Source organism: Delftia sp. UME58 (assembly GCF_014170385.1).
Lineage (GTDB): Bacteria > Pseudomonadota > Gammaproteobacteria > Burkholderiales > Burkholderiaceae_C > Comamonas > Comamonas acidovorans.
This window is the reverse complement of sequence record NZ_LZZV01000021.1, coordinates 119,226-132,355: the sequence shown is the minus strand read 5'-3', so window position 1 is coordinate 132,355 and position 13,130 is coordinate 119,226. Positions and strand designations below refer to the sequence as shown.

Here is a 13,130-nt window from a genome sequence, read left to right as displayed (position 1 = left end):
AACCGCCTGCGCACGCTTTACGCCCAGTAATTCCGATTAACGCTTGCACCCTACGTATTACCGCGGCTGCTGGCACGTAGTTAGCCGGTGCTTATTCTTACGGTACCGTCATGGGCCTCTCGTATTAGGAGAAGCTTTTTCGTTCCGTACAAAAGCAGTTTACAACCCGAAGGCCTTCATCCTGCACGCGGCATTGCTGGATCAGGCTTTCGCCCATTGTCCAAAATTCCCCACTGCTGCCTCCCGTAGGAGTCTGGGCCGTGTCTCAGTCCCAGTGTGGCTGGTCGTCCTCTCAGACCAGCTACAGATCGTCGGCTTGGTAAGCTTTTATCCCACCAACTACCTAATCTGCCATCGGCCGCTCCAATCGCGCGAGGCCCGAAGGTCCCCCGCTTTCATCCTCAGATCGTATGCGGTATTAGCTACTCTTTCGAGTAGTTATCCCCCACGACTGGGCACGTTCCGATGTATTACTCACCCGTTCGCCACTCGTCAGCGTCCGAAGACCTGTTACCGTTCGACTTGCATGTGTAAGGCATGCCGCCAGCGTTCAATCTGAGCCAGGATCAAACTCTACAGTTCGATCTTGAAATTTAAAGTCTTTCGACTAACTCATAAAAACGGAATTGAAGTGAACTTCACTTCTATTCTCATGAGCGTTTTTGGCTTCAAAGAGCCGAGTTCCAAAGAACTTGGCTGTTCGCCTCAAACGCCCACGCTTATCGGCTGTATATTTTTAAGGATCGAAGCAGAGAATTTCTTCTTTACTTCCGACTCGCTGCGATCAGCGAAGCCTTGAATTCTAGCACAGTTTTTAGCGTCGTTGCAATCAAATTTCTTCGATCTTTTCAACACCAGCGATCTGTATCGCCTCTCTTCAGCAGAGCCTTGCATTGTAGCACGTTTTTTGACGTTCTTGCAAAACCCTGGAAGCTTCACTTTTCAGACATTTGCATGTCATCGAGTGCAGGGGCGCAATTCTAGCACCAATCCTGGCGGATGACTGGCGTCATCCGCCAGGATTTTTTCAGGCCGTCGCCAGAGCCTGTTCCAGGGCATCGACGAAGAGGCTGGCCACGTCGCAGCCGGTCTGGTCGTAGATCTCCTGGAAGCAGGTGGGGCTGGTCACATTGATCTCGGTGATGCATTGCCCGATGACATCGACGCCCGCCAGCAGCAGTCCGCGCTCCATGAGGATGGGGCCGATCTCCTCGGCCATGGCCTTGTCGTGATCGCTCAGCGGCTGGGCCACGCCCTTGCCGCCCGCTGCCAGGTTGCCACGCACTTCGTTGCCCTGGGGAATGCGTGCCAGGCAATAGGGAACCGGTATGCCTCCGATGACGAGCACACGCTTGTCGCCCTGGGTGATCTCAGGCAGGAACTTCTGCACCATGACGCTGCTGGCACCGCCCTGGTTCAGGGTTTCGATGATGCTGCCCAGGTTGCGGCCATCGGCGCCGACCCGGAAGATGCCCATGCCGCCCATGCCGTCCAGCGGCTTGAGGATGATGTCCTGATGCTCTTCATGGAAGGCACGGATGTCCTGTGCACTGCGGGTGACCAGGGTGGGGCCGATGAATTGCGGGAATTCGAGGATGGCCAGCTTTTCCGGATGGTCCCGCAGCGCCCTGGGCTTGTTGAAGACCTTGGCGCCTTCACGCTCGGCCTGTTCGAGCAGGTGCGTGGAGTAGAAGTATTCGGAATCGAAGGGCGGGTCCTTGCGCATGAGGATGGCGTCAAAGCCCGCCAGTTCAGCCAGGCCCTCCTGGGTTGTCTCGAACCACTGCTGCGCATCCCCCGTGAGCTGGATGTGCCGCACATGGGCGACGACCTTGCCGCCACGCTGCCAGGAAAGCTGCCTGGGTTCACAGGCCACGATGGAGTGGCCGCGCCGCTGTGCCTCCCTCATCATGGAGAAGGTGGTGTCCTTGTAGGTCTGGAACGACTCGAGCGGATCGGCAACGAAGAGGATTTGCATGGCTTGTGTGCGGAAGGCGACGGCCCGTGCCTCGCCTATATATAGGAAGCAAAAGGAGGTGCCCGGGCGTGGGCCGCATGTCAGCTGGCCCGTGCACGTCGGTAATGTTGCACAAATAGCGCCAGGCTGCCTGCGACCACGCCCCAAAACGCCGAGCCGACTCCGGCTATCACCACGCCGCTGAGCGTCACAAGAAAGGTGATCAATGCAGCCTCCCTGTGTTCCTCACCCTTGAGAGCCGTCGCCAGGCCGCTGCCTATGGAGCCCAGCAGGGCCAATCCCGCTATGCAGACCACCAGTTCCTTGGGAAAGGCGGTGAGCAGTCCCGTGACCACGGCGCCGAAGATGCCGATGACTATATAGAAGAGGCCGCAGACCGCCGCCGCCGTGTAGCGGCGGGATTTGTCCTCATGGGCCTCGGGGCCCATGCAGATGGCAGCGGTGATGGCACTGAGGTTGAGCGCGTAACCGCCGAAGGGAGCCAGCACCAGGGTGGCGATGCCCGTCATGCTGATGATGCGGGAGATGGGCAGGTCGTAGCCGGTGGCACGGATGACGGCCACACCGGGCAGGTTCTGAGAAGCCATGGTGACGACGAACAGGGGCAAGGCCAGGCTCACCAGGGCGGGCACGGAGAACTGCGGCATGGTGAAGACCGGCCAGGCAAGGCCTGCATGCACGGCAGACCACTGCATTTGCCCGTTGAGCGCCACCCAGGCGATGGAGACCACCAGCGTGGCGATGACCGCATAGCGCGGTGCCAGGCGGCGCGACAGCAGATAGGTCAGCAGCATGACCAGGACCAGCGGCAGCGCGTCCCTGGCGGCGGCAAAGGCCTGCATGCCGAAGTTGGCCAGTACGCCGGCCAGTAGGGCGGCAGCGATTTCCATGGGGATGCGGTTCATGACGCGCTCGAACCAGCCTGTGGCGCCCACCAGGATGATCAGCCCCGCGCTGATGATGAAGGCGCCGACGGCCTCGCCCATGGAAAAGCCCCCGGCAAGCCCCGCCGTGGCAAGCACGGCAGCGCCTGGCGTGGACCAGGCGACCATGACGGGCATGCGCAGTATCAGCGAGGGCAGCAAGGAGCACAGGCCCATGCCCAGCCCCAGCGCCCAGACCCAGGAGGTGATCTGCTCGGGCGTGGCATGGAAGGCCTGGGCGGCCTGGAAGACCAGGGCCACCGAGCTGGTGAAGCCCACGAGCACGGCCACGAAGCCGGCCGCAAAGGCGGAAGGACTCAAGTCACGGAGAAAGCGCATCGCGCGATTCTGTCACCACAGTCGCGGATCGTGCGATGCGCGGGCGACGCCTACAGCTCGATCTTGGAGCCCAGCTCCACCACGGAGTTGCTGGGCAGGTGCAGGAAGTCTGAGACACGGCTGGCGTTTCGGTGCATCTGGGCGAACAGCTTTTCGCGCCAGGGCGCCATGCGGTGGCTGATGCGCGGGATGATGACGTCGCGCGACAGGAAGTAGCTGGTCTCCATGGCGTCGAGCTGGCAGCCCCGGGGGCGCAACAGGGACAGCGCCGCCGGCACATCGGGTTCGTTCTTGAAGCCGTAGTTGATGATGACCTGCCAGCAGTCGCTGCCCAGCGCCTCGATCTCGGTGCGCTTGTCCAGGCCCACCCAGGGCACTTCATGGTTGCGCACCGTGACGAAGATGTTCTGGCTGTGCAGCACCTTGTTGTGCTTGAGGTTGTGCAGCAGGGCGTTGGGCACGGTGCCGGGCTCGCCGGACAGGAAGACGGCCGTGCCCGGCACCCGCGCCGGGGGATGGCGCCAGACCGATTCGAGGAAGCTCTTGAGGTCGATGGCATCGGCCTGCAGCTTTTGGTGCAGCAGCTCGCGGCCCTTGCGCCAGGTCATCATCAGCGAGAACACCGTGCCGCCGATCAGCAGCGGGAACCAGCCGCCATCGAAGAGCTTGAGCAGGTTGGACGAGAAGAAGGCCAGGTCCACCAGGAAGAAGAAGCCGGTGGCGGCAATGCACAGGGCCAGCGGGTAATTCCAGCGGTAGCGGATCACGAAGAAGGTCAGCGTGGTGGTGATCAGCATGTCCAGGGTGACCGCAATGCCGTAGGCCGCCGCCAGGTTGCCGCTGGAGCGGAACAGCACCACGGCCAGCGCAATCGCCACGAACAGGCTCCAGTTGACCAGGGGCATATAGATCTGGCCAGCCTCGCGCACGCTGGTGTGGCGCACTTCCAGGCGCGGCAGATAGCCCAGCTGTATGACCTGGCGCGTGACGCTGAAGGCGCCCGTGATCAGGGCCTGCGAAGCGATGACCGTGGCCATGGTGGCCATCAGCACCAGGGGCAGCAGGGCCCAGGCCGGGGCCATCATGTAGAAGGGATTCTTCACGGCGGCCGGGTTGGCCAGCAGCAGCGCACCCTGGCCGAAGTAATTGAGCGTGAGGGCAGGCATGGCCACGGAGAACCAGGCCAGGCGAATGGGCTTCTTGCCGAAGTGGCCCAGGTCGGCGTAGAGCGCCTCCGCCCCGGTCACGCACAGCACGACGGCGCCCAGGATGATGAAGCTGGTGCCGGGGTTGTCCCAGATGAAGCGCACCGCGAAGTGCGGGCTGATGGCCGCCAGGATTTCCGGATGGCCGGCGATCTGGTGTATGCCCAGCGCGGCGATGGTGGCGAACCAGACCAGGGTGATGGGGCCGAAAAAGCGCCCTATCCCTGCCGTGCCGTGCTTCTGGAACCAGAACAGCAGGAACAGGATGACCAGGGTCAGCGGGATCACCGCCTTGGTGAAGTGCGGGGACACCACCTCCAGGCCCTCGACGGCCGAAAGCACGGAGATGGCCGGCGTGATCACGCCGTCGCCATAGAACAGCGAGGTGCCGAAGATGCCGATGAGCAGCAGCACACTGCGCAGGCGCGGCTTGTCCTTGACGGTCTGCGAGGCCAGGGCCAGCATGGCGACCAGGCCGCCTTCGCCGTTGTTGTCGGCACGCAGCACCAGGACCACGTATTTGAGCGAGACGATGACCGTCAGCGTCCAGAACAGCAGCGACAGGACGCCGTAGATGTTCTCCTGGGTGAACGGCACATGGCCGGAGCCAAACACCTCCTTGACCGAATACAGCACGCTGGTGCCGATATCGCCATAGACCACGCCGATGGCGCCCAGGGTGAGCGCGGCCAACGAAGATTTGGTTTTCTGCACAGGTCTATGCGCCATCCCGTGGGGAGATGGCTTCAGTCAATTGAAATGCCGGCATTGTCCGCTGTCCTGATGACGAGCGCATCGGACAGCACCCCGATCAGTCGTAGATTTCCGCGTTGGGGTTGGTCGCCTCCAGCTCATAGCTGGCCGCCAGCATGGCGACCCGGGCCACCACGCCGTACATGTAGAAGCGATTGGGCATGCTGGCACCCGGGCGGGCGCCGATCTGGGGCAGCTGGGTGCTGTGCTGGAAGGCCAGCGGCACGAAGCCGGCACCGGGCGCGTTGAGGTTTTCGTCCACATCGCGCTCGGGGTGCATGCGGTAGAAGCCGCCGACCACGTAGCGGTCCATCATGTAGACCACGGGCTCGGCCACGGCGTTGTTCATGCGCTCCTGGGTGAGCACGCCTTCCTGGATGATCACGTCGTGCACGGTCTGGCCGTCCTTGATCATGCCCATCTTGTTGCGGCTCTTGCGCGGCAGCTCGGCCAGCTCCTTGGCGTCGCGCACGGTCATCACGCCCATGCCATAGGTGCCGTTGTCGGCCTTGACGATGGCAAACGGCTTTTCCTTGATGCCGTATTCCTTGTACTTGCGGCGCACCTTGGCCAGCAGCACATCGACCTGCTCGGCCAGGCCTTCCATGCCCACGCCATTGGCGAAGTCGATGCCTTCGCTGCGCCCGAACAGCGGGTTGATCAGCCAGGGATCGATGCCCAGCAGCTTGCCGAAGCGCTTGGCCACCTCCTCGTAGCTCTGGAAATGGCGGCTCTTGCGGCGCACGCTCCAGCCTGCATGCAGGGGCGGCAGCAGGTATTGCTCGTACAGTTCCTCGACGATGCCCGGCACGCCGGAGGACAGGTCGTTGTTGAGCAAGATGGTGCAGGGATCGAAATCCTTGAGGCCGATGCGGCGCTTGCTGCGGATCACCGGCTCCAGCGTCACCGTGTCGCCATGCGGCAGGGTGACGGTGGTGGTCTTCTTCACATCGGGGCTGATGGAGCCGATGCGCACATTCAGACCGGCCATGTTGAAGATGCGCTTGAGCTGCACCACGTTGGCCAGGTAATGGGTGTTGCGCGTGTGGTTCTCGGGAATGATGAGCAGGTTGCGCGCTTCGGGGCAGATCTTCTCGATCGCCGCCATGGCCGCCTGCACGGCCAGCGGCAGCATTTCGTCGGTCAGGTTGTTCCAGCCGCCAGGAAACAGGTTGGTATCCACGGGCGCGAGCTTGAAGCCGGCGTTTCGGATGTCCACCGAGCAATAGAAAGGCGGCGTGTGTTCCATCCATTCGAGCCGGAACCAGCGCTCGATCGCCGGCATGGAGTCGAGGATGCGCTGCTCAAGCTCGTTGATCGGGCCTGTCAGGGCCGTGATGAGATGTGGAACCATAAAGACCCTCTGGGTACGGCGGTGGGGGGCAATTGTAGAGATTGGACCATGGTCTAAGTGTTTTCCCCAGTCTCTTCGGCATCATCGGCGCCAGAAAGCCGGGGAAAGCAGCGCCATGAAACTGAGGATTTCCAGGCGCCCCAGCAGCATGGCCAGGGTGCAGATCCAGGTCTGGAAGTCGGTGAGCACAGCATAGTTGGAGCTCGGACCCAGCGCACCCAGGCCCGGCCCCATGCAGTGCACGCTGGCCAGCACGGCGGAGAAGGCGGTCACCGGGTCCAGGTCGGTGAGCAGCAGCACCATGCTGAGCGTGATCACGGTGGCGCCATAGACCAGCATGAAGGCCAGCACCGAGAAGATCATGCGGTCATCCACCACGCCGTTGCCCAGCCGCACGGGCTGCATGGCGCGAGGATGCACGAGCCGCGTGAGCTCGCGCCGCGCCTGCTTGAGCAGGATGAGCATGCGCACCATCTTGATGCCGCCACCCGTGGAGCCCGCGCTGGTGGCCACGCCCGACAGCAGCAGCATGAGCACGGGCGCGAAGACGGGCCAGCTCAGATAGTCCACCGTGGTGAAGCCAGTCGTCGTGGCCACCGAGACCACGTGGAAGATGCCGTAGCGCAGCGCCTCGACAGGCCCGTACACGCCCTTGGCCCACAGCAGCAGCGCGACGATGAGCCCGCCTCCCAGCAGCACGGCCAGCGTGGCGCGCATTTCGGGGTCGCGCCAGAAGCCGTCCCAGCGGCCCTTGCGCATGGCCACGAAGTACAGCGCGAAGTTGCAGCTGGCCAGCAGCATGAAGACCAGGGCGATCAGCTCGATCAGCGGCGAGTCGAAGTAGGCAAAGCTGGCGTCATGCGAGGACAGGCCGCCCAGGCTCACCGTGGCGAACATGTGCATCAGCGCATCCAGCGGCTCCATGCCTGCGGCCCAGAAGGCCAGTGCACAGGCCAGCGAGAACACGCCGTAGACGCCCCACAGGCCCTTGGCGGTCTCGGTCATGCGCGGCGTGAGCTTGGTGTCCTTGATGGGGCCGGCGGCCTCGGCGCGGAACAGCTGGGCACCGCCCACGCCCAGCAGAGGCAGGATGGCCACGGCCAGGATCAGGATGCCCATGCCGCCCAGCCATTGCAGGAAGGTGCGCCAGACGTTGATGGACACGGGCAATGCGTCCAGCCCCGTGAGCACGGTGGCGCCCGTCGTCGTCAGGCCCGAGACGGCCTCGAAATAGGCATGGGTGAAGCTGATGCTCAGGCCCACATGGCCCAGGCCCAGCACCAGCGGCAGCATGGCGCACAGCGGCAGCACCACCCAGACCAGGGTGACGAGGATGACGCCGTGGCGCGGCTGCAGCTCACGCCGGAAATGGTCCAGGCCTACCCACAGCGACAGCCCAGCCGCCGCCGTGATGCCGATGGCCCAGGGGTAGATGCGCCAGATGCCGTCGTCGGCAAACCAGGACACGGCAAAGGGCAGCAGCATGGACAGCGCGAACATGACCATGAGCATGCCAAGCACGCGCAGGACGGGGAACAGGTCGCGCATGGGTATGGGCTCAGAAGAAGGTGGCGCTGACGCGGAACAGGTTTTCCACGTCCCGCACCAGCCGCTTGTGGGGCAGGAAGAAGACCACGTGGTCGCCGCTCTCGATCACCGTGTTGCCGCGCGGGATGATGACCTCGGGCTCGGCGCCGGCCGCGATCTCGTCGGCCGGCACGCCTTCGGGAATGCCGCGCACGATGAGGCCGATGTGCGCATCCTCGGGCACGCGCAGGTCCTCGACCTTGCGGCCGACCACGCGCGAGCTCTTGCGGTCGCCGCGCGCCACGATCTCCAGCGCCTCGGCCACGCCCCGGCGCAGGCTGTGCACGGCCTGCACGTCGCCGCGGCGCACATAGGCCAGCAGCTCGCCGAGCATGGCCTGGGCCGGCGACAGCGCAATGTCGATCTGCGTGCCGTGCATCAGGTCGGCATAGGCGCGCCGCGTGATCAGCGAGAGCACGCGCCGCGCGCCCATGCGCTTGCCCAGCAGGCTGGCCATGATGTTGTTCTCGTCGTCGTCGGTGAGGGCCAGGAACAGGTCCACGTCCTCCACGCTTTCATCGGCCAGCAGGTCCTCGTCGGTGGCATCGCCGTGCAGCACCAGCACCTCGGCCGGCAGCAGCGAGGCCAGGTCCTGGCAGCGCTGCTCGTCGGGCTCGATGATCTTGATGTGAAAGCGGCCCGGCACGCGCGACAGCTGCAGCGCCAGGCGCAGGCTGACCTGGTCGCCACCGGCGATCATGATGCGGTAGACGGGGCGCGAAGGCCGGCCCGCGGGCTGGTGGATGGCGCGCAGCACCTCGGCCACATGCTCGCGCGCGGCCAGGATGAAGACCTCGTCGCCGGGCTCGATGCGGGTGTTGCCGTCGCAGCGCACGAAGCGGTCGGGCTCCTCCAGGAAACGCCGGTAGATGGCCACGATGCGCATGGCCAGCTCGGGCATGCAGTCGCGCAGCTCGCCGATGTGCTTGCCGACGGCGGGGGCGCCGTCGCGCGCGCGCACCGAGGCCAGCGCGGCGCGTCCGCCCGCGAAGGCACGCACCTGCATGGCTTCGGGGAACTCGATGAGCTTGCTGATGTAGTTGGTCAGCGATTCCTCGGGGCAGATGATGCGGTCCACGCCGAAGCCTTCCTTGCCCAGCAGCGTCTCGTCATCGCCAAAGCCCGAGGAGCGCACGCGCGCGATGCGGGTGGGAATCTCGAACAGCACCTGGGCCAGCTTGCAACACACCAGGTTGGTTTCGTCGAGCGCGGCGCAGGCGATCAGCAGGTCCGTGTCCTTGGCGCCGGCCTCGGCCAGCACCTGGGGATCGATGCCGTTGCCCACGACGCCGCGCAGATCGAACCGCGACTCCAGCTCGCGCAGGCGCCGCGCATCGGTGTCGATCACCGTGATGTCGTTGCGTTCGGACACCAGGCTTTCAGCCACGCTGTAGCCCACACGGCCGGCGCCAAGAATGATGATTTTCATGAGTTCATTGCGGTGCTGCGGTGCCCGCCCGGGGCATCCCGGCCGGGTGCCTGCCGGCGCGCAGCACGGTCCGGTCAGGTGCGGACTTCGCCTTCACCCAGCACCACGTATTTGAGCGAGGTCAGGCCTTCGATGCCCACAGGACCGCGCGCATGGAACTTGTCGGTGCTGATGCCGATTTCCGCACCCAGGCCGTACTCGAAGCCATCGGCAAAGCGCGTGCTGGCATTGACCATGACGCTGGCCGAGTCCACCTCGCGCAGAAAGCGCTGGGCATGCATGTGGTCGCGCGTGAGGATGGCATCCGTGTGGTGGCTGGAGTAGCGGTTGATGTGGGCGATGGCCTCGTCCACGCCCGCGACGATCTTGACGCTGATGATGGGCGCCAGGTATTCCTCGCTCCAGTCCTGCTCGGTGGCCTCGGCCAGCTGGGCACCGGCCACGGACTTCAGGATGGCCAGCGATTCGGGGCAGCCGCGCATCTCCACACCCTTGGCGGCGTAGATGGCGCCGATCTGCGGCAGGAACTCGGCCGCCACGCCGCGCGCCACCAGCAGGCTTTCACTGGCATTGCAGGGGCTGTACTTGTTGGTCTTGGCGTTGTCGGCCACCTTGACGGCCATGGCGATGTCGCAGGGATCATCGACATAGGTGTGGCAATTGCCGTCCAGGTGCTTGATGACCGGCACCTTGGCCTCGCGGCTGATGCGCTCGATCAGGCCCTTGCCGCCGCGCGGGATGATGACGTCCACGTAGTCGGGCATGGCGATGAGCTGGCCCACGGCCTCGCGGTCCGTGGTCTGCACCAGCTGCACGCCGTGCTCGGGCAGGCCGGCCTCGGCCAGCGCCCTGGCCACGAGGGCGGCCAGGGCCTTGTTGGAGTCGATGGCTTCCGAGCCGCCACGCAGAATGCAGGCGTTGCCGCTCTTGATGCTGAGGCTGGCCGCCTCGATGGTCACGTTGGGGCGGCTCTCGTAGATCATGCCGAACACGCCGATGGGCACGCGCATCTGGCCCACGCGGATGCCGCTGGGCATTTGCTTCATGCCGATGATCTCGCCGATCACGTCGGCCATGGATGCCAGCTGTTCGCAGCCCTGGGCACAGGTTTCAAGCACCTTGGGCGTCAGGCGCAGGCGGTCCACCATGGGAGCGGACAGGCCGTTGGCCACGGCGCGGTCGAGGTCACGGGCGTTGTCGGTCTGCAACGGCTCCACGTTCTCCCGCAGCAGGCGCGCCAGCGCCAGCAGGGCGCGGCTTTTGACGGCAGCCGAGGCTCGGGCCATCTGGGCGGAGGCCACTTTGGCCTGAACGCCCAGGTTGTGGGTGTATTCGACGATATTGAGCGCGTTCATTCCGAGATTCTCGCCGAGTTGCGCCCATTTGCGCACCGGAACCGGGCATGCCCCGCGCCGACATGCGGCCGCGATGCGGCCAGGCTGCGTCTGCGCACGGCCACCAGAGGGCAAACCCCGCGTTCCGGCGGCCGGCAGGATGTCGCGGCCACCCTACACTGCTGCCCAGTACGCAGAGGTTTTCCCGCCATGTCCACCAGCCACGACACTCTTCTCGCCGCCCAGCAGCTCGCCCAGTTGCACGCCGGCTTCGCCCAACTGGCACAGCAGCAGCTGTCGGCCGCCGTGCTCGGACAGCAGGCCAGGGCCTCATCGGAGTTGCTGCAGGCCCTGCCGCCGCGCTACGGCGAAGTGCTGCTCAATCTGCTGGACCGACTGGAGTCCAGCGCGCTGTTCAGCGAGGAAAGCTGCTCCTTCAGCCAGAAGGACCTGCTGGACAACCTTGAGACCTGGGCCACCAAGGCCCAGGCGCAGCTGGAAAAGACGCGCTAGGAACGGTACGTCAGCCCTTGGCGCCGGCCTGGGCCAGGTCCACGGCCAAGCGACGCAGGGCCTGCCAGCCGTCGCGCGGCCAGCCTTCGAAGGCCAGGCCCTTGACGATGCCGTCCACCGCGTGGGCCGATTGCAGCAGGCGCGCGGCCTGGGCGTCGGTGATGCGCGGCAGCAGGCGCTCGAACAAGCGTTCCTTGACGCCCCAGATGCGCTGGGCGCGCAGCGCCATCGGCAGGGGCTGGCCTGCGGCCATGGCGTCCCTCACGCGGCAGATGGCGCGGATGTCCTCGGCCAGGGTCCAGTGCACCAGCACCTCGGCCGTGCCTTCGGCCTGCAGGCCATCGAGCATGCGCGAGACGCGCGCCAGCTGCCCGCCCAGCACGGCCTCCGACAGCTTGAACACGTCGTAGCGCGCCACATTGAGCACGGCCTGCTCGACCTGGGCCTGGCTCAGTTCACCCTCGGGATGCAACAGCGCCAGCTTCTGGATTTCCTGGTGCGCGGCCAGCAGGTTGCCTTCCACGCGGTCGGCAAAGAACTGCAGCGTGCGCTGCCCTTCCTCGCCGGGTGCGACGCGCTGGCCCTGGGCCGCCAGCCGCTGGGCAATCCAGGCCGGCAACTGGGCGCGCTCAATGGGATCGATCTGCAGCGTCATGCCCTGGGCGTCCAGCGCGCTGAACCAGGCCCCCGTCTTGGTGGCCTTGTCCAGGCGCGGCAGCAGGACCAGGGTGAGCGTGCTGTCATTGCCGCGTGCGGCCTCGGCGATCTGCTGCAGCGCGGCGCCGCCGTCCTTGCCGGGCTTGCCCGAGGGAATGCGGATCTCGACGATCTGCCGGTCGGCAAACAGCGACAGCGAGCCACCGGCCGCCAGCACGGCGCTCCAGTCGAAATGCGCGCCGGCCACGGTGTAGCTGCTGCGCTCGGTATAGCCGGCCGCGCGCGCCGCGGCGCGGATGGCATCGGCCGCCTCCTGCTGCTGCAGCGGCTCGTCGCCGTGCAGCACATAGAGCGGGCGCAGGCCCTTGGCCAGATGGCCGCCGAGCTGGTTCAGGGCAAGCTGCATGGAACTCAGGTCAGGCTCTTGACGGCGGCCAGGCGGCGCAGCAACTGCTGCACGATGTCGGTGCGCATGTCCTTGTAGAGCATGGCTTCCTCGGCCTCCTTGGACAGCGCGTTGGTTTCGTTGTACGTCACATCGCGCTGCTGCAGGATTTCGGTCTCGGGAATCGGCTCGTCGCCATTGGGCGTGCGCAGCTTGAAGCGCACGCGCAGGCGCAGCTGCAACTCGCGCACCTGGCCCAGCGCATTCATGCCGACGATGACCCGCTCCTGCCGCTCGCTGACGATCTGGAAGATCGCTTCGGCATCGTCGGGCGATGCCGGATCGCGCAGCACGGTCAGCTTGTCGCTGGCACTGGCCAGATTGCGCGACAGCTCGCGCGCCACCGCAGAGCCCCGGCTGGCCTGGATGTAGAGCGAGCGGAACACGAAGGTCGGCACCCCCCGCAGGCGAAAGCCACAGGCCCCCAGCAGCGGAGCCAGGGCCAGGGCGGTGAGCAGGGTACGTTTTTGCATATCAGTTCTCCAAGGCGCTTGCGCCACTCACAGCCCTTGCAACGGGCGCGCCCAAAGCGAGGGACACCGAGCAAGGGCCGCCCCGCAGCGAGGGTGTCGTCCCCCCCGCGAAGCGAGAGGGGGAAGGCGCGCAGCGCCTC

10 protein-coding genes and 1 rRNA gene are annotated in these 13,130 nt (G+C 65.3%); 1 reads left to right on the top strand and 10 read right to left on the bottom strand.

The genetic code is table 11. The features are described from left to right. From A9976_RS09510 to A9976_RS09475, 8 genes are all read right to left on the bottom strand, one after another. Positions 1 to 582: ribosomal RNA gene (locus A9976_RS09510) — 16S ribosomal RNA — on the bottom strand; the annotation flags it as partial. Between the two features lie 445 nt (positions 583 to 1,027). Then, positions 1,028 to 1,978 (bottom strand): glutathione synthase, encoded by a 951-nt coding sequence (gene gshB / locus A9976_RS09505; protein ID WP_183018793.1) that lies wholly within the window; start codon positions 1,976 to 1,978, stop codon positions 1,028 to 1,030. Between the two features lie 80 nt (positions 1,979 to 2,058). After that, positions 2,059 to 3,240 (bottom strand): benzoate/H(+) symporter BenE family transporter, encoded by a 1,182-nt coding sequence (locus A9976_RS09500; protein WP_183018792.1) that lies wholly within the window; start codon positions 3,238 to 3,240, stop codon positions 2,059 to 2,061. Positions 3,241 to 3,290: 50 nt separating this feature from the next. Further along, positions 3,291 to 5,159 carry a potassium transporter Kup gene (locus tag A9976_RS09495; protein ID WP_183018791.1) on the bottom strand — a complete coding sequence of 623 codons (1,869 nt, stop codon included), beginning with the start codon at positions 5,157 to 5,159 and terminating at the stop codon, positions 3,291 to 3,293. A 97-nt stretch (positions 5,160 to 5,256) separates the two neighbouring features. Next, a complete protein-coding gene (gshA, locus tag A9976_RS09490) occupies positions 5,257 to 6,552 on the bottom strand; it encodes a glutamate--cysteine ligase (protein WP_012207794.1) in 1,296 nt (431 codons plus the stop codon). 81 nt (positions 6,553 to 6,633) lie between these two features. Beyond that, positions 6,634 to 8,100, bottom strand: coding sequence for a TrkH family potassium uptake protein (locus A9976_RS09485; RefSeq protein ID WP_013804766.1), 1,467 nt, complete (start codon positions 8,098 to 8,100; stop codon positions 6,634 to 6,636). Positions 8,101 to 8,110: 10 nt separating this feature from the next. Next, a complete protein-coding gene (gene trkA, locus A9976_RS09480; RefSeq protein WP_012207796.1) occupies positions 8,111 to 9,568 on the bottom strand; it encodes a Trk system potassium transporter TrkA in 1,458 nt (485 codons plus the stop codon). A 74-nt stretch (positions 9,569 to 9,642) separates the two neighbouring features. Continuing rightward, positions 9,643 to 10,923 (bottom strand): glutamate-5-semialdehyde dehydrogenase, encoded by a 1,281-nt coding sequence (locus A9976_RS09475; RefSeq protein WP_012207797.1) that lies wholly within the window; start codon positions 10,921 to 10,923, stop codon positions 9,643 to 9,645. Between the two features lie 189 nt (positions 10,924 to 11,112). Here A9976_RS09475 and A9976_RS09470 point away from each other — a divergent pair, with 189 nt between their 5' ends. Continuing rightward, positions 11,113 to 11,415: a hypothetical protein gene (locus A9976_RS09470; protein ID WP_013804767.1), complete on the top strand. Its 303-nt coding sequence runs from the start codon at positions 11,113 to 11,115 to the stop codon at positions 11,413 to 11,415. A gap of 10 nt (positions 11,416 to 11,425) precedes the next feature. On the opposite strand, the gene holA is transcribed toward A9976_RS09470, so the two are convergent. Together holA and lptE are read right to left on the bottom strand one after the other, a co-directional pair. Next, a complete protein-coding gene (holA, locus tag A9976_RS09465) occupies positions 11,426 to 12,478 on the bottom strand; it encodes a DNA polymerase III subunit delta (protein WP_183018790.1) in 1,053 nt (350 codons plus the stop codon). A gap of 5 nt (positions 12,479 to 12,483) precedes the next feature. Beyond that, positions 12,484 to 12,990, bottom strand: coding sequence for an LPS assembly lipoprotein LptE (gene lptE, locus A9976_RS09460; protein ID WP_183018789.1), 507 nt, complete (start codon positions 12,988 to 12,990; stop codon positions 12,484 to 12,486). Positions 12,991 to 13,130 lie beyond the last annotated feature (140 nt).